Raw genomic sequence first — 24,779 nt, forward strand, 5'->3', positions numbered from 1 at the left:
ACAATTATAAACCTTTTAAACACGTAATAATAATTGACTTTGATAGCCGAATATTTTACAATTGTATATATTATGAAAAGAAAAGGAAATAATCAAAAACATAATTGTTTATCTAGAAAAGCGTCGTTTGTTGCGGCCGGTGTCTCTATATTATTAGGTACATTTGGATGTTCCGCAGGTTACGATGAAAGCACTCCTCAAAAGGGTCCAGGCTACGCCTCAGCATCTCTTCTTACTGCTGAGCAAAGACGTGAAGATATGGGTAAAGAATATGTTGAGTTCCCTAAAGATTCAAGAGTTGAGGATATTAATACTCAAGAGGTAGCTAGATACTGTACTGAATTAGACATGATTGTTTATGGGATCTATGGAACGATAGTATGTGCTTTTGAGCCGTTATCTCCTTACCCAATAGGTACTGATATAACTCTAGAAGCAGCTCAAGAGAGGAAAAACTATGCTATTCAATTTTGTATAGACGTGAACGGTAGAATAACAAAAGTTGCTCCCGATGAAGATCAAACTGGGCTTAGAGACCTAGTTCTTGCTTGTGAGTTTGAGAGGCAGAATTAGCCCAGTTCTTTTTTTGTAATTCTGGTAATCTTTATCACTTCCCCATTTACTCTCTGCACTTTTTTCTAATTTTGGGACTCCGCTTATAAATCTGATCATTAAAAAAATAAAAAGTGGGCTTAAGAATCCTATAATTGCTTGAGTTGAGCTTAGTGCTGGTAGTGTCGAGACCCAAATTCCAAACCAAACTGTGATTTCTCCTAAGTAGTTTGGATGACGAGATCTACTCCATAGTCCAGTGTCAATAAATTTGCCCTTATTGTTTTTGTTTTGTGAGAATCTGAATAATTGGATATCTGCAAAGGCCTCTATTAGTAGGCCTTTGGCAAAGATTAAAAGTCCTAAAATCGTTACTATATTTAAGCCGATTTTGGGACTATCGTTTAGGTATATAAACTGCAACGCTGCAATAGAAACCACCCAAGCAGTTAAGCCTTGGAAGAACCAGAAAATAAAAAACTTTTTGAAGTCTTCTCTTACCCCATCGAAACGCTTATCTCTTCCCCATGCTCTTATTCTGATTAGTAGATATGAGGCTAGGCGAATTGCCCATAAAGTTATGGCCACAATTATTAAAATGTTGGGTAAATTAAAATTACCAGATTTAAATAATCCAAATAAATTTACAGATACAAAACTTAGGGCGTAAGAAAAATCAGTTAATTTATCAGTTTTTAATCTAAAAGCTACTAAAAAACCGATTATGTTTATAGCTAAGGAAATTATAAGTGTGGTTATAAGAAACTCTAACATGTAATTTAAGTTTAGCATGTTAGAATTTAAATTACATATGGATACTAAGACTAATCAGATTTTATTTATTGATGTTAGAGGTGAGTCAGAATATAAACTTAGCCACTTTCTGGGAGCAGTAAATATTAGTGTAGGGCAGATATCTGAAGATAACCCCAAAATATCGAGTTTAGACAAAAATGCAAAAATTGTTGTTTATTGTGTGGCTGGAGGTCGGGCTCAACAAGCTAAGCTTAAGTTAGAGAAGTTGGGATTTACTAATGTAGAAAATGGGATTAATCAGCAAGAAGTTACTGAAAGATACTTACTTTAATCTAAGTAATCTTTTAACTATATTTTTTGGTTTGTCTTGTTTTTCGAACTCTTTTTCAATTGAATCCTCTACAGAATGTACAATGTGCTCCTCGTAACTCTTAAGAGTTCTTTTTGCCACTCTGCTCTTTAAGATGTTATTTATAAATGCTCCAAAGATTGCTATGCCAAAGATTAGATAAAACATTGTAAATATTTTGCCGCCATCTGTAACTGGCGAGACGTCTCCGTAGCCTACAGTGGTTAAGCTAACCACCGAAAAATAGATAGAGTCTAGCCATCTCCAGTCTTCAAAAAGATGGTAAAAGTAACTGCCAGCAATAATATAAACTATGCTTACTGCAAGAATTATCCTAAACTGTTTAATTAGTCTTTTAAGCTTAACCTGGGCTTTTTTACTAACACTCATTACTTATTAATAGTACCATGATTTTAGTCATGGATATTACTTTTATAATCGACTTTTTCTGTAAGGTATTCTAGCACTGTTTGGAAGTAATTGTCTGTACTGTGGTTGGTCTTATCGTTAATTAATTCGTCTAGTTTAATGGGTTTGTACTTTGAGTGCTCCCAGCTAAGCTTAATGTTAGTAAAGTTTTGTACTCTTGCTTCAGTAATGTAGTATATCTTTTTCATGTCCGGGTCATGTACTGGTCTTTTATATACGATATTGATTTTATCCGGATCTATTTTAATTCCGACTTCTTCTTTAATTTCTCTAGATACGGCGAATGTAATTTCTTCGTCCTCTTCTACTGCACCACCGGGTAAATCTCCTTCGTTTGGCCACTTGGGATGTGTGTCGCTTCTAAAGAGTAATAGAATATTACCTTCTGAATCGAAAATCAGGCACTTAGCAACTTGTTTCATTTGCTTTTAATTTTAGCAGGTTATCTGGTGTAGGTTCTGGCGTTTGTGGTGAAGGCTGAGACTTGGTTTGGGGTCTTGCCGGCAAATACCTCTAATTTAAGTTTCTCTCCACCATCTAGTTGTACAAGTATAGTTCCAGCTGTTGATCCTTCTTTTGAAAGCTTAATACCTTTAACTAAGCCTGATTCTACCCAAGGCTGTCCATTAGGGGCCATGTAAGATCTTTTTGTAAGTTCATACTTAACTAATCCGCTTGATGGAGTCACTTCCTCTGGTTTTGGTCCAGACTTAACTGTAAATTGATCTGCCTTGCCGGTCCAGTTTCCGATGGATATGACTGTTGAATCTGCGTCAATGTAATCTGGAGCTATTGATAGGTGTCCATCCCAGTATCGTTCCATATTTACTCCTTCGTATCCATTTGTGCCTTCTTGGAACCAGTTTCCGACTAATTTTCCGGCTTGATCGTAATCAATCTTTCCTCCATATGGCTCTGTTGAGCGGAGTGACTTTACAATGACTTTATCTTTTAAATCTCCCGTGAATAAGTTGGTTGGGTCAATAGTATGGATCTTCCATGATTCTCTTTGGTAAAGACTTGGAGTTATAAAACCACTTAGCTCTTTGCTAGTATCAAGCATGGTCCAATCAACTGGGTTGCCACCGATCTTTCCGATTTTATCTCCTGCGCTAAGCTTAACGTCTACTTGTTTGCTTTGGTTTGGTTGTAAATCTCCAACAACATCTTTTAGGGCTGGAGCTAGTTGGTGAACATGAATGAAGATGCTGTAGTACTGGCAGCTGAATGAGACGACAATACGATGATCTTCTGGTGCGGTTTGTTGTTGGCGGTCTCCAATGTATTGGGCTGGCATGGCTCCGATCTCTACTATTTTACCGTCCGCAGGCATTACAACATCTGTGGTGTTATCTGCCGCTTGGGAGTTTAGTGGAGCTAAGTACTGGTGATCTGTTGGAGTGACATGCCCGTCCTGAACTTTTCCTAATGGTTCGATTGAGCCAAGTTGCTCCATCGGGATTGGATAGCTTGTAAAGGATACGCTATCCTTTTTTTCGCATCTGTCTGAGTATTGCCTGGCGAACTCTCCTTGCTGGACTTCATTCTGGTTATTTGAGCTCCGTTGGTTGGAGTTACTCTCTTTATTATCTTTTTTCGTAACTAATAATGTGGCGACCACTGCTCCCGCTAAGAGTATTGCTAAGCCTAAGGCGATTAGCAGGATCTTCTTTTTGTTTTGAATTTTATTTTTTGTTGGTTGTAATTCTTGATTATCTGGTTTCATACCATAAGCTTAATACAAATGGTGAGATAAAAACTAGATATAAAGGGTAAGACACTTATTTAGCCGATTTGCTTCATTATTTTGTCTGTTTCTACTAGTACTTTTATGATTCTTTGGTAGTGATCTATGTCGTCATTATTTAACTTTCTGCCCTTTCGGTCTTTTAGCCATTTTTGAGCTGGTTGGTAGCCTCCAATGTAGAAGTTCCAAGCTACCTCTGGGACGTTTCCGAAGTATTGCTCGCTATTAATATATACTTGGCCGTCTTCATATTTAACTTGCTCTACTTCGTCTGTGCCGGGTTCTGGATAAGTTGTGATGTAATCTTCTAAAGATGGATCTGTCATTAGGTGCAAAGCTCTAAGTTTCGTTCCAAAATCTTTAAACTTAACAAACCCGGCGTCGTCTTTTGGTATTGGTACTCTGGGAAAGTCTATTTTTAGGAATTCTTTATATTTTTCTCGATAACTTGGCGAATGCAGAACGCCATAAATGTAATCTAAAACATCTTCCGGCTGATATTCCGATTTTAAGTTTTTATTAAGCTTAGCAAGTTCACCTAAGTTGAAGTTTGGAGTTTTTGTTCCGTCATTATGGTAGAGGTAGAGCGGAATAAGATAATTATTGTCTAGGGCTGTTATCGTGGTTGGCTCCATGGTCATTAGTTCACTTACAAATATGAAGCCCCAGGCTCTGTCGCTCCTAGATCTTCTTATGGTCACAAGGCCTAGGTTGGTTTTTTTTGCCATATGTTTCATAAGGTTGAAGCGATCTCTTTTTAGTGCCATGCTTTCGTAAAGTATCCACCTTTCATCAAATGGTCTAAACTTGATTTTGAGATAATTATCTTCTTTATTTTGGGTTGACTTGAATCTGTCTAGTCGCCAACCACTTGTGTCTGTTAGGTTATATTTATGCCTGATATAGTTTTCGTCAGAGTTGGCCAATACTTCAGAAACCCTATTCATTAGTGTATTCTTATCTATGTCAATTATAAGATGATCTTTGCCAGTATGTATTCCGCTTGAATTGAGGACAAAGAGTTGATTAAGTGATATGTAATTATCGTAATCTTTTTGTAGTATAAAATCTTTTGGCACGAAGAAGTGTGCTGGAGCTGGGGCTTCTAGCTTACTAAACTTAATGTCTTTATTTAATAGGGAACTAAACTTAATTTTACGTTTTCCGTAGAGTTCGGAGTGGTATATTTCGCCAAGTTGATTATTTTTCTTTTTGCCAAATTTTATCATAAATACAATTGAAACACCCTGCATAATATCGAAGACGTTTTCATCTTTAGTTCCATCGGGAGAAGTTTCTTTCTTTTTACTATTTCCGTGCAGATCTACTACAAGAATTTTGTCAAAAGTTTGGAGGAGGTGTTTTCTCATTTGGCGGTGCGTTATTCCGTCTATGTAGCTGTTGTTGGTAATCATTGCTACAATTCCCTCGCCATTTTTAGCAATTTGATCTTCTGCAAAGCGAATAAACTTAATATAGTCATCATCTAAATTTATTTTTCGCTCGTTTAGATCTTTCTTATAATCTTTAATTAAGTTTAGGATGTGATCACCTTTATTATTGCTACTGATTGAATATGGTGGGTTGCCGATTATGACCATGATTGGTTTTTCGTGTTTGATCTCTGCGGCTTTAGCACTTTCTTGGGTCACGGCTTCTGCTAGGCCGTAGCTGAATAGATCTGGTTGGCGTGGGATGCCTTCTTCAAGTGTGTTAGTTAGATAAACCCCGAGACGGTCTGTATAGTCCATCAGTCCTGTTTCTTGTAGCGTCATGCCAAGTTTGAGGTGGGCAATGGTGTATGGAGCCATCATTAGCTCAAAACCATGTAGGCGCGGGAGTAAATCACGCTCAGCGTAGCTTGGCCAACAGCCTTCTTGCCCCTCAAAGCCTTCATAAATGAATTTGATAGTTTCGTTTAAGAAAGTAGCAGTTCCGACTGCTGGGTCCAAGATTTGTACACGGTGTATTTGGTTCTTAAATCTTTTACCAGATGCGTCCTTTGTTATATGATCAATTTTGCTTGTGTCGGCTAAACCTTTACCAAGCTTAAACTCCTCTTTAAGAATTCTATCCACTTGGTTGATCATAAACTTAACAACTGGAATTGGTGTATAGTAGGCGCCCATTCGTTTGCGTTCTAGTGGGTCATACTCTTTTAGAAAGTCTTCATAAAAGTGGATTATTGGGTCTTTTTCGTCTCCTTGACCATCTCCAAATTCAATAAGTTTAAGGTGTTTTTTGATTAATTCTTTAACGTTACTAACTTGAAAAACTTCGCAAAGCTCATCGACAATGTAGCCTAGTCTGTCATCAAACTCAGAGCCAGCAATGTGATCGAAAAATTTACGTAAGAAAGGGTTTGATTTAGGAACTAGGTCGCGTGCCTCCTGGCGAGTAAAGTTATCTGGAGTTCTGTCTCCATAACGAGCTACGAATAAGCCGTAGACGAGTGTTTGGGCGTACATATCTGCAAATTTTTCCTTACTAAGATCATGCACTAACAATTCCTTCATCATGCTATACATCTTTTCGAGCTCTTGGTTGCGCTCATGCTCGTCATCTAGATACAGCGATACATTGTCGCGAATACGACGTGCCTTACCTCCCATGATTTCGGCAAGACGGCGTCCTGATTTAATTTGCTCTGGAGGAAGCTCTAAAAATTCTTTTAGCTCGCGTACGAGTTCTTCGGAGTTCTCGGGGTTTAAGCTTAAGTGGCCATCTTTAAGTTTACCGAGACTGATGGTTTTGTATTTTTCACCATTCTTAAAGAAGCGGAACTCAAGGTAGTCGGTCAAGAACAAATTCGCGTAACCATGGTAGCGCTCCATTTGTTCGGTCTTTTCAGTTTTATCTAGGATGTCAGGTTTGATGTCTTTTGCTTCGGCATACCCTTTTATAATTTTAGAGTTGGATCTTTTTAAAAACACAAAGTCAGGCATGCCGTGCTGGGAGCGCTTAGGGTCGTTGACTGCGCTAGTGTCGTCAAAGCTCTCCATGAGTTCTTTAAGCGCAGGACGATAAGCATGCTCGCCTGCTTGCCCTGAGCTGAAGTAACGTTCAACCTCGTTTAAGTATTTGGATATTAGTCCTTGGGGGTTCATTAAGGCTTAATTATAGCATCGTTTGGATTGATTTTATTTGGAATATTTGTTAGAATAAATTGTATCCAATAGTTGTCTCTAACTGTCGGGGAATTACATCCAAGAGCAACCCTCATCACTGAGGGTTGTTTTATTTTCGATGTTTTAGCTCTTTACCCCATATGTCAGCATCAAGATTAAGAATATCTATATACCCATTTGCTCCAGTTCTTAGCTCAGAAGAGATATTGTTTTTGGATGAGTAAACGTATACTTTTTTCTTTTTATTTCTGGCGAATCTTACTAAAGCTAAAAAGTCTGAATCTCCACTAAAGAGTATTGCCTCATTGTATTTATCAATTTTATTTATAAAGTCTATAGCCATCTCTACATCCATGTTTCCTTTTTCTTCAATAACTATCCTTTTGCTAGAGGTTACCTTGATCTGTTTAAGTGGTTTCTTTCGAACAATAAACTTTAGTGCTTTTTGAAGGTAGACGTAGAACTTAAATTTGCCTTCTATACTATACTCTCTTGTTTTTTGAAGTGGGTACGCATCGTAGTAGTACACCACAATTCTACTCGCATTATGTTCGGTTTTTAGAAAACTTTTAAGCTTAGATAGGTCAAACATCCTGCCCTTAGCTTTTTGTACTGCCCAGAGATTAGAGGCATCTATAAAAACGTAAACTGTTTTGCTGGTTTTTCGGGAATTGTTCATAAAATAGGTATCTTTTAGGGATATATATGAGTTAGATTATAGCAACGCTTGGATTAGTCCCAAGAATAGTGGGTGGGGGTTGTTTGGGCGGGATTTGAATTCTGGGTGGTACTGCACTCCGACATAAAATGGGTGGTTAAGTTTATGGTCTGCTTCTAGAATCTCTGGAAGGTCGCTTTCTGGGTTGGTTCCGCTAAGCTTAAGTCCGGCTTCTTCTAATATTTCTAAATATTTTGAGTTGATTTCGTAGCGGTGGCGATGACGCTCTTTTATGAGCTTTTGATTGTAGATATTTTTAGCTAGACTACCTTCTGCTAGTTTGCAGTCGTAGTTGCCGAGGCGCATTGTGCCACCGGTTCCCTCTTTGCCTTTTTGGTCTTGCATAGTGTGCACGACTGGGTCCTTAGTTTCTGGATCGAATTCTATAGAGTTTGCCGAATCTAGTCCTGCTCTTCTAGCGGCAGCGATAGCTGCAACTTGTAGGCCGAGGCAGATTCCTAAATATGGGATCTTATTTTTAAAGGCGTAATCGGCGGCTTTGATTTTGCCCTCAATCCCTCTGCTTCCAAAACCTCCGGGTATGAGAATTCCATCAACATCTGCTAAAGCCTCTTTTAGGTAATTATCATCTGTTTCGATTTTTTCTGCATTTATTGGCTTAATCTTAACAGTCGCTCTACTGTGCCAACCGGCAATTCTTAATGATTCGTTTACAGAATAATAACTATCTTCGTTGTCGGCATATTTAATAACCATGCCAATAGTGACAGTCTTCTTTTTGCTTTTTGCAATTTTAGTAGTAATATCCTCCCATTTGCTAAGATCTGCTTTTGTTTCGCCTAATCCTAGCCTCTCCGAAATGAAGTTGCCAATGCCTTGGAGCTCTAAGCTTAAGGGTACTTGGTAAATGCTTTCGGCATTAGGCAACATGGCAATGGCGTTTTCTTGGGCTCCGCTAAACAGGGCTAACTTCTTTTTTGCAGAAAGAGGTGCTGGGCGCTCGGAGCGTGCGAGGACGAGCTCTGGGAAGATTCCGACTGAACGTAAATCTTTAAGAGCATTTTGGGCGGGTTTTGTTTTGAACTCTTTTGATGTATCGAGATATGGAATGTAGACGGCGTGCGCGAATAATGTGTTTTCGCGACCGTTTTCTATTCCGATCTCTCTAATGGCCTCTAAAAAGGTCGTTGCCTCGATATCTCCAACTGTTCCACCAACTTCGACAATGTGCACATCAAAATCTTGGCCTGCTTCTTTTATCTTCTTCTTCATAAGATCAGTTACATGCGGGACAAATTGGACAGTCCTACCAAGATATTTGCCTGCTCGTTCGTCCTCTAGGACTTCTCTAATGACGCGTCCACTCATCAGTGAGCTCTGTTGGGTTAGCTCTTGATCTAAATACCTTTCGTAGTGACCTAAATCTAAGTCAGTTTCAGCACCATCCAATGTTACAAAGCACTCACCATGTTCGGCTGGGTTAAGAGTTCCGGAATCTACATTTAGATATGGATCACATTTTTGGATATTTACTTTTAAGCCTTTGGCTTTTAGGATTGCTCCAATAGAGGCTGATGCGATTCCTTTGCCTATTCCGCTAAGTACTCCACCTGTTACAAAAATGAATTTGGGTATTTTTTGTTGCTCAGTCATTAGTAATTTCTATAAATATCTATAGATCCATCAATAGGTTATTAGTATAAAGCTTTATGTGCTTAAGTTTAGACGTAAACTTAGCAACGTGATAAGTTTGGTTGTGGTACTAGATGTGGTGTATTATGAAGAATTAACTCCCTACTTGTAGTGGGGTTTATTTATTTACTAATTCAGATCTTAGCTTAATAACTAGGTTACCATTTTTATGCTTTATTATTATTGCACTCCAATAAGTTCTGTAATCTCTGGTCTAAAAAAATCTACCACTAGGCTTGTGTGGCGTTCATGAAGTATTCTTATTCCTGCAGAAGTACCGTATCCTATACCTAACCTTCTTGTATCTGAGTTGGGTCCAGAGGTCACGTAGTTTATTCTAAGAGATTTCATCAAAGTATTGAATTTTTCTATGTTACTTTCTACGAAGATTGATTCTCTACGGTCAGGAATAGGCATAGTTTCGATATCTGCTAAAGTAAAATCTTCTGTATTTTTTGGTCCCAAAAGTTTGAAGTGATAAAAAGCAGCGATAGTCATCTCAAAACCAGATCTAATTGCATGGTCGATTTGTTTAGCAACAGGCTCGATCATGTAAGGTATGCCATGATTCTTAAGCTTATCGTCGAATAACTCAATACACGAAATACCGTAATCTCCCAATAAGCTCCAGACTTTTTGTGGATCGGTAAAAAGCTTAGGCATTGCTTCTACACAGGATAGTTTTGGACCTGGTAAAGAAGTGACTCTCGAGTATGTTTCACTTATTACATCTGAGTCAATCTCTATTTGACTCCCTATTCCTATTTCTAGCTCTGGAATTTGCATTATTTTATAAAGCCTGCAAGTAGAACACATTGGTTATCTGTGTAGATAACTCCGGTCTGTCCACTAGCGGGTTTTTTAATCTTTTCTTTTAATTCAATAATGTACTCTTTTGCTCCACTTTTCAATAGAGTATGTATATTTTCTAATTTACCGAGGTGACGATATCTTAAGGTTAAGTTTTTATAATCATTTATTTCATTTTCATTAATAGTTGGTAGATGAACGTCTGTAAGTGTAATTTTATTTACCCATAAATCGGTAGAATTCAAATCTGAACTTACGTAAACAATGTTTTTATTGGTATCTTTTTTTACAACATAGTAAGGTAAATCGGCTGACGTTTTTAAATCTAAACCATGTCTTTGTCCGATTGTATAAAGTTCTGAGCCTTCGTGTTGACCTATTTCATTATTTGTGTCTATATCTATTATTGGACCAGTTTTAAGATCGATAAAGTTTTTTAAAAAATCTGTTATGCCAACTTCACCAACGAAGCAGATTCCGACTGAGTCTTTTTTATCTGCAACTGGAAGATTAAGCTTAGTGGCGAGCTCTCTAACATCTGACTTTTTTAAATCCCCAAGTGGGAATAAGCTTTTTGAGAGAGCTTTTTGAGAGATTCTTGCTAAGAAGTAAGTTTGATCTTTGGTTTCGTCTTTCGCCATTTGTAACCAGAATCTTTTTTTTTCATCTTGATGGATTCTGGCGTAATGGCCAGTGGAGATCTTATCTGCGCCGAGCTCAAAAGCATGTTCTAAAAAGACTTTAAACTTAATTTCTTGATTACAAATAATATCTGGGTTTGGAGTTCGGCCAGCCCTATATTCACTAACTAAATAATCAACTACTTTATTTCTATAGTCTTTTTCAAAATCCCATAGCTCAATAGGCAAGTTTAAGCTTAGGGCTACACTTTGGGCATCATGCCAATCTTCTCTCCAAGGACATTGAAAGCCGGGAAGATCTTTAGACCAATTACGCATGAATATTCCTCTTGTTTTATACTTCTTAGAAATTAGGGCTAGAGTAACGGCACTATCAACACCGCCACTAACTCCTACGTATACAGACTTTTTAGACATGGTATATTTTATTCTTTATAAATTACTAACTATTACGATTGGTAGTTTAAGCAATTCGAATGTTGCTATTATCAAACTCTTAGGTCTAAGCCACCAGAACTTCCCCCAATTTTTGTCTTTAGCATTTACACTTATAACTTTTGCCTCAATAGTCTGGTCCTTAAAGGCTTTTTCAAATTCTATCTTTGCTCTTTTAGAGTGATAAGGTGAAGTAACTAAAAGAATTTTTTGTTGTGGCCCCACTTTAATTAGTTTTAAAATACTCTCTGTAGCATTTTGTTTTGTGTCCTTACTGTTCTCTTCTATAAGAATGTCTTCTTCCGGAATTCCATTTTCTATCGCATAGTTCTTCATTACTTTGGCATTTGATGGACTTTTTGGATCTGCTGCATCTCCACTTAAGAGCAGTTTTGGAGCGTATGCTTGTTTGTAAAGTTCAATCCCTTTTTTAGTACGACCTACTGTATCACCACCGCTAATTACGACAATATAATCAGATTTTTCTGGCGGATGATTGTCTATCAATAATAGGTTGACGGCAAATATAAACGCCCAAAAGATTGCTACACTTGCTAGAATTATCTTAAGTGGTTTATTCATCTTTAATAATTATAGCTTAAAATTTTAACTAATTTTAACGCTTTCATTCTGACAGAGTTTAGCAAGTTTCGCTGCTGCATTTTTTACTTCTTTTGCAGACTTATTTGCAGATCCAAAACTTACTCTTATTGATGAATTTATTTGATCTAAACTTAAGCCTAGAGATTCTAAAACATGACTGGGCTTATCTTTACTTGCGGAGCATGCCGCTCCTGTAGATATTAAGATATTATTTAAGCCTGCCAGAATAACAAGTTTTTCTCCACTAACTTTTGGTATATAAATATTTAAAATATGAGGTGAGTGTTTTTTACCAATTTTTAAACCGATGGGATTTAGTTGTGATTCTGGTATAAGTTTATTAAATTCTGACCAAAAGCTACTACTTAAGTTTAGTAATCTTTTTAATTCTGTATTTTTTTTAGAGATAGAATTGTTTAGTGAATGATAAAGAGATATTACTGAGAGGGGATTTTGCTTTCTTTCTAAGACCTTAATGTTTTTATTGTCCAAGAACCTTAAAAGATCAGCACTTAAATATAGGATTCCAGAATTTGGAAGAGCTCCAAACTTTGAGCCATTAAGACTCATAGTATCTACTCCTAGCCTTGGTATTTGCAAGTCTTGGGTAATAGCTGCTTGGGATGCATCAGTATGCAAAAAAATAGGTAATTTAACTCCTCTTTTAATTCGATCTTGTTTTATTTGCTTAATAATTTCAGAGACTTCTTTTATAGGAAAAACTTGTCCGGTTTCATTATTTACATATTGGATAGAAACTAAAAGTGTAGTATTAGTTATCAAACTTTTAAGTTCAGTTAAATCAATAAGATCTTTTGGGTCAATACTTAAAAATACGCTTTGTTTAAACTTATTGAGCTGATCAATTAGGCTCGAATGTTCAATGTTAGTTGTTAATATCTCTGAATTTTGATCAGCTGAGCTAAGTAAATCAAAAAGCATATTTGTCGCATCTGAGCTTCCGTTAGTTATAAAAATATTTGGAGTCTTTACCCCAATAAGTTTAGCGGTTTTAGATCTTAAGTCTGTTAAGTATCTTCTCAACTTTACCGCAGGTTCGTACGAGGAGTCTATGTTGTAGAATGGTTTTTCTAAAAAATCTGAGATAGCTTTTTTTGTATCTTTATTGAGTGGAGCTCCAGCTGCGTGGTCTAAATTATAAATCTGAGCCATATACTTTAGTACTCTTTATTTAGAGCCATTTTTGGTAGTTCTTCTTCGTTACTTGACTGGCCATAAACCTGCGAAGCGACGTATTGATGATATAAAACTGCAGCATGAGCTAAGTTTTCAGCCTCGTCGGCAGCGACCCATGCATAATCTTGGCCGTTAACCGATTTGAGAATGCCATTATCACGCACTTCGTATCTAACTGTGTGTATTTTTTTGCTACCATCTAAATTATCACTCCACTCTTCGTGCCACACCCATGTTCTTGCATCAAGACAGAAGAACTCTCTTCTATGTCCTGCTGGAATTTGACCAAATAGCTTTGAGCCAATTTCGCTCTCTAGTCTTATTAATTCTTTTCTTTTAGCCTCCGTAAGTTTATTTTTCTTACTAGCAGTTTGGAACACTTTTGCAGCCCATGTTGCACTATTTGGTTGAGAGCGGATTATTTTTTTAAGCGCTTGTTGAACCGTTGGTAACATAGCTTATGCTCTCTACCCAATCTGTTGTATAACTTTTATTCTTAGGTTTTCAAGAGCATCACCAATATCAGCAATCACGGTAGCTAATTGTTCTGGAGATGTGGTTATTTCATTTGACATAAGCTTTAGATAGAAAAGAGCCTTTCACTGTTGGCTGTTGTGATATTGCAAAAATGCTCTAACTCTTCGCCTCTTAATTCACTTAAGAACTCTGCTATACGCATTGTATTCTTTATGGTATTGATTTTACCACGCTCAGGGGCTGGAGTCAAGTAGGGAGAGTCGGTTTCTAGTACTAATTTATCTAATGGGATTAATCTTGCTGAGTCTAGTTGAGCCGGTACCTTAGAAAACGTCATTATTCCGTTTAAGCCGATAAAAAAATCATTGGGTAAGTTAAATATTTGGGTAAGCTTATCAGGTATGTCAGAAAAACTGTGCACTACTCCTTGAATGTTAGGGAAGTTTTTTATTACTTCAAAAAATGGGTCAAAAGCTTCTCTGATATGTAAAATTACTGGTAGATTAGTTTTTTTTGCAAGTTCTAGATGCTTTTTAGCTAGCTTTGTCTGATTTGCACGAGCATCTTTTTCTTTATGATAAAAGAAATCAAAGCCAAATTCTCCAATTGCAACTACCTCTGGTTCTTTTGCAAGCTCTGACATTTCTGCCCATACTTTTGAGCTTAAATTTTGATTGATTTTATCTGAAGTTGCTTCGTGAGGGTGGATTCCAATTGATGCAAAAGCACCGTCTTTTTTGTGTTTTTTTGCAAAAGCAACCGCTTTTTTAGAGCTTTCTAAATCAGTTCCGATGCATATGAACTTAATTACACCTAAGTCTTTCCCAGCCTTTATGACAGTTGGTGCATCTGGGTAGCCATCTTCATGTATATGACAGTGGGTGTCTATAATTTCTAGCATTTTTAAACTGTAGTTTTGAGATTACTTATTATACATCCTTATATATCATATTACTTTTTATCTGATATAATTGTGCTTAAGTTTAGGTATTATTTTATAATTTTATGTTTGGTGGGAAGAAAAAAGATTCGCTAGATATTATTGCTGAATCTCATAGGCTAAATGATCAAATGATAAATGGAGATCCTGAGAAAAAACCCAACAACAAAGATAGTTTAAAAAGGGTTTTTTATATTTTCGTAGGCTTGTTTATAGCTAGCTTGTTAGCTACTTTGGTATACATTATTTTGTTAAAACCTGAGCCAGCCAAACCAGCTCCTACTCCAGAGCCTAAACCTTTAATATCTTTGTTAAAGATTGAAGGTGATGAAGAACTAAAGAACTTAGTTTATGGTAGCGATTACTCCGTCAGTACTTCTGGTAAGAATTACCTAGTATCAGTAAATAAGGTACCAAAAAGATTAATTTATAACGGCAAAGAGGTGTATAGAGGTGATGATTTAGTTAATTCTAATCTAAGTAAGGATGGAAAGCACTGGGCGCTAGAAACCGTGAGAGATGAGGTTAGATCAAAAAGAGATGAGAATACTAAGATAGTTCAAAATACTAATGTAAGAGTTAGCACTATATATATTAACGGCCAGAAATGGGGAGAGAAAGATGACTCCAGACTACTTGCAGTTACAAATAGTGGCGCTCCAGTAATTTTATCTAAGACTGGAAAACAAACTCCAAGCCAGTATGGTGAAGCACTTAGCGAAGAGATAATCTACTTCGGAGCTACAGAAAAGTTTAAGACTAGCTATGGAGTAGTTAACTTCTTAATGAACAGTGATGGGAGTAATTGGTTAGTTACAACTGCTAATCCAAGTACTAAAGAAGCCGTCGATTTATTTGTTAATAATACAAAAAAAGAATCATTGGATGCTCGAATTCTAAAAAGACTAAGCATAGATGACCAAGGGAACTATTTAGTTGGTTTTTGTAAAGATAATGTGAATAGTACAGGTGTTGGAGTTATTGGTAAGGACTGTCAGGTAAGCGTAAATGGTAAAACAAGGACTTCTATATCGGGTACCGTGTATCTTGCTCAAACTTTAGGATCTTTAGAAACTTATGCTGGAGTAGATCGTGAACTTAAGCAAAGTTTTATTAAAAACATAAGAACTGATTTGGCCTTAGAGCATAGAAAAGATATTGATGATGATCCTGAGACTATGCTTGGTGTCTACTTGAACGGTCGAGGTGACAAGTTCGCTGTTACGAGTACTCGTGTAATCAATAACAGAATTAAAGTGAGCATAAGTATTAATGGTGAAATAATTGAGAATAAGATATTTTCAGCTAGTCTATTTGGTTTTGGCGTAGATGAAAATGAAGCAACATTATTTATATACGAGTTACCAAATAAATCTTTGCAAACAGATTAATTTAATATTTAATAGTAAATAATTAAGTTTAGAGATTAGGATGACCTGGATGATATTGTTTTTAGCTTCTTTGATTCTTCTTCTACTTCTTCTGCAAGCTCCGGAGCACCTATCTGTCTGTAGGCATGCGCTAGTTGTGCAGAAGCAGTACCTCCTGGACTAAGCCTATGAGCTTTTTCTAGCTCTTTTATGGCAGCCTTTGGTTCATCCATCTTCTCTAATGTTTTTGCTAGGATTATTCTTCTTCCGGGGTTTTCAGGATCTTTATCAATTGATTGTTCAAAGGCCCTTGCTGCTTTTTCGTATTGTCCATCATTAAAATATATTAAACCTAAGTTATGTAGACTGCTGGCATTTTGGTTAATCCCGCTGCTTATTTCGAAACACTCTATTGCCTCTTTTTTTAAGCCTTGTTGGGCATATATAATCCCTAGTTTGTTGTAGGCACCATAATTTTTACTATCAAGTTTTAGTAAAGCGAGAAGTGATCTTTCTGCTCTACTCTTATCATTTTTTACTAAGTTTTGGTGTGCATCTTGCCACAATCTTCTTAGTTGACCCTGCATAAGATTGGTGTTGTAGTTTTCTACTACATGCTGTCTGGCAAGTAGCCAAAGGCTAAGTGCAAAAATTGCTATGTATGTAAATAGTTCGTTCACTTTTTAGTCTTATTAATAAACTAGGTATTATGATTAAGTTTAGGCTAAAATGAGCTGATTGTACAGCTCATTTATAATAACCCTCTTTAAATTACTCTATCTGGGGCGAGCTATGGGGATCGAACCCACGACCTTCGGAACCACAACCCGACGCTCTAACCAACTGAGCTAAGCTCGCCATTCTTAATAACTCATTATAACAGAGATAAACATTAAATTTAACGCTTAAGCTTGCTTAAGCTTAGTAAAAGAGTATATTAAATATTAATATGGTAAAAGTAAATTTTGAAGTAGTAGGATCAACACTTGCAGTTGCAGTGATAGGTGTAATAATCAGCGCTATTGGATATGGCGCTATAGAGATTGCTTCTAGGGACGAAATTACTTTAGACTCAATTTTAATTCATTCAGACGATTGCAGTGAAAGTGATGAGGTTGGTGATTTGGCTTTTGGAGATGTAGATTATGCTCAAGAATATGCTGATGAGCATGGAGGGCCTCAATCAGTGTGCTATGTTGTGAGTGAAGAATATACTGTTGGCGGTACGACAACAGAAGGTAAGATTTGGTATTCTGTCAGGTAGGCAATGAGTTGATAGAACTTAATGTCGTATGAAAGAGTGGTTTATTGGTGAAAGAAAGATAAAAGAGCTTCCTATAAATGTTTCGAATGAAGATATAGGTAAGTACTTTTGTTATGTCGGAAGAATGGAATCAGGCCAGGAGGCTGAGCTTAACCCAGATGATAGGGTAGAGCTTAGGTTGAGGGATTAGTTGCTTTGGTTAGCTGGAGGGCTTTTCTAACTATATTTGTACTCGTTATTCCGTAGTGTCTGAACAGCTCTTCTGGAGTGCCACTTTGGCCAAATTTATCGTCAATCCCTATTCTGACAACAGGAATTGGATAGCTTTCTGATATCACTTCAGCTATTAACGAGCCAAATCCTCCGCTAACTTGATGATCTTCAACAGTGATAAATCTTCTAGTTTTTTTGGCTGACTGAATAATTAGATCTCTATCAATCGGCTTTATGGTCGGAAAATGCAGGACTTCGGCATCTATACCGTGTTCTCTAAGTTTAATTCCGGCCTCAAGTGCATGCCAGGTTGCTGTTCCGCTGGAAAGTATAGTGATCTGATGTCCGTCTTTAAGCTTAACCCCTTCTCCTATTTTAAATTTAGTGTCTGGGTGAGTAAAAACAGGTACATCTTGGCGGGATAATCTTAAATAACTTGGAGATTTTGTCTTAGCAATAGCTAAAGTAATCTTTTCTGCCTCAATTGAGTCGGCTGGAGCAAAAACCTGCATGTTTGGTAGGACTCTCATAAGGGCGATGTCTTCAAGCATCTGATGAGTTGCGCCGTCATGGCCTACTCCTAGCCCGGCGTGTGAGCCGACTATTTTAACGTTTTGATTATTTAAACAAATAGTTGTTCTTATTTGCTCCCAACATCTCCCAGGGCAAAAAGCAGCATAACTACTGGCAAATGGTATTTTGCCTATTTTGGCCATTCCACTTGCAACGGTTACTAAGTTTTGCTCAGCTACTCCAACTTCAATTAACCTTTCTGGGAATTCGTCTCTAAGTTTACCCATTCCGGTACTTTCAACTAAATCTGCGCTTAAGCCCACAACCTGTTGATCTTTTTGTGCAGCTTTTAGCAAGCCCCTACCAAAACCGACTTTAATGGGTTCCATTCTAATGCTTAAATTAATCATAGACGACCTTTCCTTTTAGAGACCTAAGATCATGGATAGCCTCTCTGGCTTGTTTGTGGCTAGGGGCTTCGCTGTGCCAATGGAAGTCTCCTTCCATAAAATGTACCCCTTTACCCGGTATTGTGTGGGCAATGATAATGCTTGGTCTTTCAGAAACAGCTCTTGCCATCGCGCAGGCATCAATAATCGCTTCGATGTTGTGCCCGTCAACTTCTTGGATATGCCAGCCAAAAGATTCCCATTTATCTTTTAGGTTTTCAAGTGGCATCACTTTCTCTGTTGGACCATCTATCTGGATATTGTTTCTGTCGAGAATTGCAGTTAAGTTATCTAACTGATATTTGGCACTAAACATAGCTGCTTCCCAAATATTGCCTTCATTAAGCTCGCCATCGCTTAAGGTTAGATATATATGTCTGTGGGGACTTTTATCAAGTTTAAGGGCTAGAGCCATTCCTGCAGCTTGAGATAAACCAGATCCTAGTGGTCCAGATGTATTCTCTAAGCCAGGAAGACTACTTCTTTCTGGGTGGCCTTGCAATCTTGACCCGAATTCTCTCAAAGTAAGTAATTCTTTTTTAGGAAAGTAACCTGAATGAGCCATCGCGGCATATTGGACTGGGGCACAATGACCGTTACTCATTAAAAAGATATCTCTTTCGCTCCACTCAGGATCTTTTGGATCATGTCTTAAGACTCTAAAGTATAGGGCTGTAATGATATCTGCCATTCCAAGAGGTCCAGCAGCATGACCTGAGCCTGCTTTTTCTAGCATTTCTATAATGCTTTCTCTAATTTTTTCAGCCTGATCCTCGAGCTGCTTAATAGTTTTATCTTTCATTATTCTTGTACTGCTTTCTCAATTAGTTTGATATTTTGTTGCATTTTTTTCCAGGCGTCTAGTTTTAGAATCTCTTCTTTTTTTATCTATCTGATGTTTCTGCCTTTCCAATCTACCTTGCCGAATTCGTACTTATACATTGATGTTAAGTTCAGGTAAACCTCTACCACTATCATTATTGGTAGATTAAATATGGCTAAGAACCAGCCACTCGGGTTTACTCGTGTCACTAACATTAGATGAGATAACCACCAAAAGATTGTTGCAATAACTCCTAAAATAACACTTAGGGTATATTGCTGAGTTGTAATTGCCTCGTATAGCCCAAGAGCTGGAGCGACTAAAGCTGCTAAGATTAATAAAATCATGTAGCATACTAGTGCTGGATTTCTGCCAATATGAGGGTAGTAGCTTCTAACTGAAGAATCCCATAAGCTCGATAGCTTTTTTCTTGTTATGACTCCATCATCTGCATTAGCAAAGGCATAAAAATAAGAGTCAGTTGAGTAAAGTTTAGTAGCTAAGTTTTTTTCTGGGTTTACTACATCAGGTATTTCTGTAAAAGTCTTTAAGTCAAGTAGAGCTGATTTCTCGACCATCCATAGGCTACTAGAGACTGGGGGACGCTTTAGTAAATTTCTAAATGTAGTCTGCCATAGTAATCTTAGGGGCTGAAGAAGCTGGGGCCAGAAATCTAGATGTAATAGCATTGGCTGGAGAGAAATCATCTTATATGTATAGAATTTTGAGAATTGGATCATCCTACTGATTGTTCTGGGTGATATTTTTGTATCGACTCCTAAGAATAAAATGTAATCACCACTTGCTTCTTGTGTTAATCTCTCGAAAGCCCAGTTTTGTCCTAGCCAGCCAAGTGGAGGCTCTTGGCCCGAGATGAATCTAACTCCATTGTTAGCGTAAAAGCTCATTAGGCTTCCGGTTCCGTCTGTACTGCAGTCATCAAGTACTATAACCTCCATCTTTTCGTAATCGGAGCTTAATACAGCATTTAAACAGTCGGCTAAAGCTTTATCCTCGTTTCTGGCGGCGATAGCGACAGTTACAGTTGGTTGCTGGGCTTTACTAAGCTTTGGTGTTTTATAAAGTCTAGACTTACTGATAGTTCTTATAACATTAAATAAAGCCGTAACTGACCCCACAAAGCTTATGCCTATTACAGAATCTACAAACAAGCTAAAGTTTAGGGATTGGGTGAGTTGAATCTCAAGAGAAAATATTAGGCAGAGTCCTAATAGTAAGAATGCAGTGTTTGTCCAGATAGAAGCTGACATACTTTTGTTATCTATTCTGTCTGAGCCGTATCTTAAGAAGTTGAAACTTAAAAATAGAATTAAAGTAGCCATAACATAAATGCTGATATCAAAGCCATATTGGTAGAGCCAGAATAATGAAGTTAAGTTTAGAGCGGATATAACTTGATTTAGAGATTTAGTTATAAGATTTGGTTTTAAAAAGCATATAATAGACGATAATAAGCTAGTTATAGCTGCTGTCTCTACTGCGTATATTAGGTAGATGTTCATTTTTCTCCAACCATCTATTTATTCTCCATTATATTGCTTATGATTTTATCAAATAATAATGATAAACTTAAGCTATATATGAGTGGAGATATTATCGCGATTTTAGTTGTGCTACTGTTTGGCTTTATTGGTCTAGGTTCTTTGTTAGTTAACAAGCTAGGAGATCTACAGAGTAATGAGGATAATTCAAAAGAAAATGAAGTTCTTAGACAAGATATACAGTTTTTAGAGCAAAAGCTGGCTACGTTAAATGAGACAATGCGAGATCAGATGAACACTCGTCTTGATAAGAATCATGAGTTAATGAGCTCAACTTTTCAGAAACAGTTTAAGCAGTCTCAAGATATTATTGCTGATGTTAATACTCGTCTCGCTAGACTTGATGAAGCTAATAAGAAGGTAGTTGATGTGACTAGTGAGTTAAAAACTCTTCAGAATGTTTTGCAAAATCCTAAACAACGAGGAGTTTTGGGTGAGTATCATTTAGAAACGGTTTTAGCTAATGTTTTACCGCCTGGTAGATTTGAACTGCAGTATAAGTTTAAAAATGGAGAAGCTGTGGATGCAGTGGTTTTTCTGCAAGATGGTAAAGTACTTCCGGTAGATTCTAAGTTTAGTTTAGAGAATTACAATCGTTTAGTTGATGCTAATGACAAAGATCGTCGAGAGGCTCTTGCTAATCTATTTAAATCTGATTTAAAAAAGAGAATTGATGAGACAGCTAAATATATTAAGCCTAGTGAGAACACTATGGATTTTGCTTTTATGTTTATCCCAAGTGAGGCTATTTATTATGATCTTTTAGTGAACAAGGTTGGCGCGAGTGGTGTCCAGGCCCGAGATTTATTGGAGTACGCCTTCCAAGATAAAAAAGTTATTATTGTCAGCCCAACCAGCTTTATGGCGTATCTACAAACTGTTCTGCAAGGGCTTAGAAGTTTGCATATCGAAGAGCAGGCAAAGGAGATTCAAAAAAGAGTTGGAGACTTAGCCAGGCATATTGGTAGCTATGAGAGCTTTATGCAAAGTCTCGGTAAATCTCTTGGTACAACTGTAAATCATTATAATAAAGCCCATAAAGAGCTTGGGAAAATTGATAAAGATGTCATGAAGATCGCAGGTAAAGAAGCTAAATTAGATGCTTCTGTAGATCCAATACTACTAGACAAGCCAATCGAAGAATAGAATTTATTTATTTAGTCCTGATTTTACGGTTTTCCAGATGCTTGGGTCACCGTTTTGGAGGTGCCAATACCACCACTCTGCTCCCCAAAAATAAACCTCTTTTATGCCGGTCTTTTTGGCAAAGTTAATGTTCCTTTTGACGTCTTCAACGCTCATGGTTTTGTTCTGTTCTTCTAGACTAGTGTTTTTGGTATCTCCTGAAATTGTCCATGGTTCGAGTTGGAACTCGTGAATAATACTTGGCTTGCCAGTTAGGCTCTTTTGACCTTGAGCTAAAAAGGCATAGTACCAAGCTGGGAATGGGTATGTTACATAACCTAGAGTTTTGTTATGCACTTTTCTGTAAACACTTATTCCATAAATGTCTGCTTCTGGTTTACCCAAGGCAAAACCACCGTAGTTATTTGATCTCGTTAAAATTATTGGTGTTTTTGGATCAAGATTTTTAACTAAGTTGAATTCATCTACTAACCTTTCTCTTGAATAGTCTGGACAGATTCCAAAGTCTTTTAGAAAATACTCATTCTCTAGTTGATAACTTTCTAAAGCTGGGTTATTCTTATATCTCTTAACAACTTCGGACAAGTATATCTTGAGGCTCGGATACCATTCTTCTTTAGGTAGATTTTTAGACCATTCTGGCTGATGACATTCTGGCCATCTAGGCTGTCTTAATCCTATAGAAAGTGAGATCTTAACTCCTTTTTTTTCAGCTTCGGCAAATTGCCAGTCTAGATCCGAGAAGTCATATTTGCCCTTTTCTTTTTCTCCTTCAGACCAGTAGCTAACTAATCTTATTTTTCTTAAGTTTAGATCATCTAATATTGCACTATAGGTTTGTTTAGGATCAAGACCATAATGCTCAGCATGACTCGATACAAAAGTTGTGCCAAACTCGTAACCTTTATTCTTCTCTGAAAGTTGATATTTAAATGACACCAACCTCATTACAAGGATGATTAGTATTATAGTTAAGGCAAGGCTGAATAGTATTTTTTGAAGTTTACTAAAAGAGCCCCAAATACTTTTTAGGTATTTTGGGGTCTCCTTGAGTTTAGATAATCTGGTATTCATCTTCTATAGTGACAATCCTTCTGGTCGGGGTGATAGGACTTGAACCTACGACCTCACGGTCCCAAACCGCGCGCGCTACCAACTGCGCCACACCCCGTATAAAAATGAGCCATCTTGTGTCTCTTAATTATAACAGATTACCCTGTAATTTATCTAAATAGCAATCCTACTGCTACGCCAAATCCACATGCTGCTCCACCTATAAGTAGTGTTTTTAGGGCGTATTTTATTTTATCGCCACCTAAGATATATCCTCTCCATAAGCCTAGAAAGAATAGGCTTAAGAACGTGAAGCTAATTATTAACGTATTGTTGAGAGATCCAAATATCAGTAGTGGTAGCATAACCCAAAGTCCTGCCAAAAAGTAAGAGACAAGCATTGCAATCCCTTTTTTTAGTGCAGCCTCTTCTTTTTCGGGGTTATCGTCGTTGGAGATGAATTCTCCGGCCCCCATGCTGGTGGCTTCTACTACTATTGTAATGAGCCCGGCAGCAAGTACAGTCTCTTTATTTGTACCGGCTGCTATGAGACCTACTATCACTCCTGTAGTAGATACAAAACTGTCTTCTACACCAAAAACTACAGTCCTTAAGTTTTCTTTAATGTTTTTCATATACATATTTAGTATATCTTATTTATTTAAAGCCTAAGCTCTTTTTAAGAGTAGTTCAAAATATTTTGTACTACCGAAAGGTATTTTTTGCTTAACTAAACTTTTACCAGGTAAAGAATTGGCCGAACAGATCGTAAAATTACCAAACTTGTCATTTATTTCATCAACAGCTTGTGTTAACCACTCGGCTTTATTAACTTCTTCGAATATCCCAACCTGATTTCTGTTTGATGGCTCTAGCTTATAGCAAGTGATAGACATCTGCTTGATTTCTTCATTCTTTGGTCTTTGATTTATTAAATATAGAGCTCTTCTATAAACTTCTTGGTCGGTATAAAAGCTTGACTTATACATTTTACGTTTAACCCAGTATTCTCCACTTTGTAAATGTAAGGCAACCATAACTCCTCGGGCGCACTTATTGTTATAGCGTAGTTTTTGCGCGGTTGTCTCACATAAATAATGGAAACACGGTAAAATGTATTTTTCTTCTTTTGAAGTTTGTCCTAGAACCCATTGTCTCCCTACTTGCCCGAGTTTAGTTGGTTTATCGTCTACTTCATAACCTTTTAGACGTTTGTACCAGTACTCTCCTACGATGCTATGGAAGACTTGCCTTCTTAAAAAGTCTGGACCTGCTCTGTAAAAATCTAAAACGGTAAATATGCCAACGGCATTAAGTCTAGCCTGATAATGCAGGGCTATACCAGTTAAGTCAGTTAGTTCTATTTGTTTGTAGTAGTTAATAAGATTGTCGTGATTTAAGATATCTAGCCCGTCTGGTTTGTGCCACCCGGCAGCTTGTTTGGCTAAAAATCTGTTTGTGCCAATTCCAATATTAATTTTCATCCAGCAACCAAGCTCTTTTTTAACTTGTTCTTTAATCTCTAGACCTATCTCTTCTAGGGATCTAGTGTTAACTCCTCTGGTGCCGTTAAAGTCGATAATGCCTTCATCGATGCTCTTCATCTCGACATTAGGAGAGTAGCTTTTCATGATTTTAATTAACTTTTGGTAGACGAAGTTATATTTGGGTGGATCAGTTTCTAGGATAATAAAGTCGGGGTAAATCGCTCTTGCATCTGTTAAGCTCATACCTACTTTGATGCCAAGAGCTTTGGCCTCGTAAGAGCAGGCTATAACGCAGCAGTGTTTAGATATTCTGTTTGTCACACCCATTGGTTTGCCACGTAGGCTTGGTCTAGCCTGCTGCTCAGTGGTGGCAAAGGCACTATTGAGATCAATATGCATGATCTGTGGTTCATCTTGATTAATTGATAATTGCATATAACATTTTTATTAGTTAATATTTGCTT

Annotated in this window: 26 protein-coding genes and 2 tRNA genes; 6 read left to right on the forward strand and 22 right to left on the reverse strand. The window is 37.2% G+C overall.

The genetic code is table 11. The annotated features are described in order from the left end of the window. Window positions 1–72 precede the first annotated feature (72 nt). Complete coding sequence (locus H6799_02260; GenBank protein USN97179.1) at window positions 73–573, forward strand: hypothetical protein; 501 nt, start codon at window positions 73–75, stop codon at window positions 571–573. Here the strand turns inward: H6799_02260 and H6799_02265 are convergent. Beyond that, window positions 538–1,326 (reverse strand): DUF1295 domain-containing protein, encoded by a 789-nt coding sequence (locus tag H6799_02265; GenBank protein USN97180.1) that lies wholly within the window; start codon window positions 1,324–1,326, stop codon window positions 538–540. The genes H6799_02260 and H6799_02265 overlap by 36 nt on opposite strands. A 16-nt stretch (window positions 1,327–1,342) precedes the next feature. Here H6799_02265 and H6799_02270 point away from each other — a divergent pair, with 16 nt between their 5' ends. After that, entirely contained in the window at window positions 1,343–1,639 is a 297-nt protein-coding gene (locus tag H6799_02270; GenBank protein ID USN97181.1) for a rhodanese-like domain-containing protein, read from the forward strand. Here H6799_02270 and H6799_02275 read toward each other — a convergent pair. From H6799_02275 to H6799_02330, 12 genes are all read right to left on the reverse strand, one after another. Continuing rightward, window positions 1,631–2,047 (reverse strand): two pore domain potassium channel family protein, encoded by a 417-nt coding sequence (locus H6799_02275; GenBank protein ID USN97182.1) that lies wholly within the window; start codon window positions 2,045–2,047, stop codon window positions 1,631–1,633. The two genes, H6799_02270 and H6799_02275, sit on opposite strands and share 9 nt — an antisense overlap. A gap of 23 nt (window positions 2,048–2,070) precedes the next feature. After that, window positions 2,071–2,508: an NUDIX hydrolase gene (locus tag H6799_02280; GenBank protein USN97183.1), complete on the reverse strand. Its 438-nt coding sequence runs from the start codon at window positions 2,506–2,508 to the stop codon at window positions 2,071–2,073. A gap of 20 nt (window positions 2,509–2,528) precedes the next feature. Further along, window positions 2,529–3,812: a hypothetical protein gene (locus H6799_02285; protein USN97184.1), complete on the reverse strand. Its 1,284-nt coding sequence runs from the start codon at window positions 3,810–3,812 to the stop codon at window positions 2,529–2,531. A gap of 59 nt (window positions 3,813–3,871) precedes the next feature. Continuing rightward, a complete protein-coding gene (locus H6799_02290) occupies window positions 3,872–6,940 on the reverse strand; it encodes an N-6 DNA methylase (protein USN97185.1) in 3,069 nt (1,022 codons plus the stop codon). A gap of 130 nt (window positions 6,941–7,070) precedes the next feature. Further along, entirely contained in the window at window positions 7,071–7,640 is a 570-nt protein-coding gene (locus H6799_02295; GenBank protein ID USN97186.1) for an NYN domain-containing protein, read from the reverse strand. Window positions 7,641–7,676: 36 nt separating this feature from the next. After that, window positions 7,677–9,293, reverse strand: a complete 1,617-nt coding sequence (locus H6799_02300) for a CTP synthase (protein ID USN97187.1) — start codon at window positions 9,291–9,293, stop codon at window positions 7,677–7,679. Between the two features lie 219 nt (window positions 9,294–9,512). Then, window positions 9,513–10,118 (reverse strand): hypothetical protein, encoded by a 606-nt coding sequence (locus H6799_02305; GenBank protein USN97188.1) that lies wholly within the window; start codon window positions 10,116–10,118, stop codon window positions 9,513–9,515. Then, window positions 10,118–11,200 carry a tRNA 2-thiouridine(34) synthase MnmA gene (gene mnmA, locus H6799_02310; GenBank protein USN97189.1) on the reverse strand — a complete coding sequence of 361 codons (1,083 nt, stop codon included), beginning with the start codon at window positions 11,198–11,200 and terminating at the stop codon, window positions 10,118–10,120. The genes H6799_02305 and mnmA overlap by 1 nt, the downstream gene beginning before the upstream one ends. A 15-nt stretch (window positions 11,201–11,215) precedes the next feature. After that, the gene (locus H6799_02315) at window positions 11,216–11,800 is read right to left on the reverse strand and encodes a YdcF family protein (GenBank protein USN97190.1); all 585 of its coding nucleotides are present in this window, start codon (window positions 11,798–11,800) and stop codon (window positions 11,216–11,218) included. A 24-nt stretch (window positions 11,801–11,824) separates the two neighbouring features. After that, complete coding sequence (locus H6799_02320) at window positions 11,825–12,994, reverse strand: aminotransferase class V-fold PLP-dependent enzyme (protein USN97191.1); 1,170 nt, start codon at window positions 12,992–12,994, stop codon at window positions 11,825–11,827. 5 nt (window positions 12,995–12,999) lie between these two features. Then, entirely contained in the window at window positions 13,000–13,473 is a 474-nt protein-coding gene (locus H6799_02325) for a hypothetical protein (protein ID USN97192.1), read from the reverse strand. Window positions 13,474–13,598: 125 nt separating this feature from the next. Beyond that, window positions 13,599–14,396: a TatD family hydrolase gene (locus H6799_02330; GenBank protein USN97193.1), complete on the reverse strand. Its 798-nt coding sequence runs from the start codon at window positions 14,394–14,396 to the stop codon at window positions 13,599–13,601. A gap of 104 nt (window positions 14,397–14,500) precedes the next feature. Between H6799_02330 and H6799_02335 the strand changes: the two genes are divergently transcribed. Continuing rightward, window positions 14,501–15,826: a hypothetical protein gene (locus tag H6799_02335; GenBank protein USN97194.1), complete on the forward strand. Its 1,326-nt coding sequence runs from the start codon at window positions 14,501–14,503 to the stop codon at window positions 15,824–15,826. 35 nt (window positions 15,827–15,861) lie between these two features. Here H6799_02335 and H6799_02340 read toward each other — a convergent pair whose 3' ends face one another. Further along, window positions 15,862–16,485, reverse strand: a complete 624-nt coding sequence (locus H6799_02340) for a tetratricopeptide repeat protein (protein USN97195.1) — start codon at window positions 16,483–16,485, stop codon at window positions 15,862–15,864. 101 nt (window positions 16,486–16,586) lie between these two features. Beyond that, window positions 16,587–16,663: transfer RNA gene (locus H6799_02345), tRNA-His, on the reverse strand. Between the two features lie 91 nt (window positions 16,664–16,754). Between H6799_02345 and H6799_02350 the strand changes: the two genes are divergently transcribed. Together H6799_02350 and H6799_02355 are read left to right on the forward strand one after the other, a co-directional pair. Continuing rightward, on the forward strand, window positions 16,755–17,069 hold the full coding sequence (locus tag H6799_02350; GenBank protein ID USN97196.1) for a hypothetical protein: 315 nt from the start codon (window positions 16,755–16,757) through the stop codon (window positions 17,067–17,069). Between the two features lie 28 nt (window positions 17,070–17,097). After that, window positions 17,098–17,259: a hypothetical protein gene (locus H6799_02355; protein USN97197.1), complete on the forward strand. Its 162-nt coding sequence runs from the start codon at window positions 17,098–17,100 to the stop codon at window positions 17,257–17,259. Here the strand turns inward: H6799_02355 and H6799_02360 are convergent. The 3 genes from H6799_02360 to H6799_02370 all read right to left on the reverse strand — a co-directional run bounded on the left by H6799_02360 (window position 17,243) and on the right by H6799_02370 (window position 20,410). Next, window positions 17,243–18,205: a transketolase family protein gene (locus H6799_02360; protein ID USN97198.1), complete on the reverse strand. Its 963-nt coding sequence runs from the start codon at window positions 18,203–18,205 to the stop codon at window positions 17,243–17,245. The two genes, H6799_02355 and H6799_02360, sit on opposite strands and share 17 nt — an antisense overlap. Beyond that, window positions 18,198–19,046 carry a transketolase gene (locus tag H6799_02365; protein USN97199.1) on the reverse strand — a complete coding sequence of 283 codons (849 nt, stop codon included), beginning with the start codon at window positions 19,044–19,046 and terminating at the stop codon, window positions 18,198–18,200. The genes H6799_02360 and H6799_02365 overlap by 8 nt, the downstream gene beginning before the upstream one ends. Window positions 19,047–19,132: 86 nt before the next feature. After that, window positions 19,133–20,410 carry a glycosyltransferase gene (locus H6799_02370; GenBank protein USN97200.1) on the reverse strand — a complete coding sequence of 426 codons (1,278 nt, stop codon included), beginning with the start codon at window positions 20,408–20,410 and terminating at the stop codon, window positions 19,133–19,135. 258 nt (window positions 20,411–20,668) lie between these two features. On the opposite strand from H6799_02370, the gene H6799_02375 reads away from it, so the two are divergent. Next, window positions 20,669–21,775, forward strand: a complete 1,107-nt coding sequence (locus H6799_02375; GenBank protein USN97846.1) for a DNA recombination protein RmuC — start codon at window positions 20,669–20,671, stop codon at window positions 21,773–21,775. A gap of 3 nt (window positions 21,776–21,778) precedes the next feature. Here the strand turns inward: H6799_02375 and H6799_02380 are convergent, their stop codons facing one another. The 4 genes from H6799_02380 to H6799_02395 form a co-directional block, all read right to left on the reverse strand. Then, window positions 21,779–22,849 carry a beta-galactosidase gene (locus H6799_02380; GenBank protein USN97201.1) on the reverse strand — a complete coding sequence of 357 codons (1,071 nt, stop codon included), beginning with the start codon at window positions 22,847–22,849 and terminating at the stop codon, window positions 21,779–21,781. 21 nt (window positions 22,850–22,870) lie between these two features. Next, a tRNA-Pro gene (locus H6799_02385) sits at window positions 22,871–22,946 on the reverse strand. Window positions 22,947–22,998: 52 nt separating this feature from the next. Continuing rightward, window positions 22,999–23,463, reverse strand: coding sequence for a VIT1/CCC1 transporter family protein (locus H6799_02390; GenBank protein USN97202.1), 465 nt, complete (start codon window positions 23,461–23,463; stop codon window positions 22,999–23,001). A gap of 33 nt (window positions 23,464–23,496) precedes the next feature. After that, on the reverse strand, window positions 23,497–24,750 hold the full coding sequence (locus tag H6799_02395; protein USN97203.1) for a hypothetical protein: 1,254 nt from the start codon (window positions 24,748–24,750) through the stop codon (window positions 23,497–23,499). Window positions 24,751–24,779: the final 29 nt, after the last annotated feature.

This window comes from Candidatus Nomurabacteria bacterium (genome assembly GCA_023898665.1).
In the GTDB taxonomy this organism is placed as follows: Bacteria; Patescibacteriota; Saccharimonadia; order Saccharimonadales; family HK-STAS-PATE-42; genus HK-STAS-PATE-42.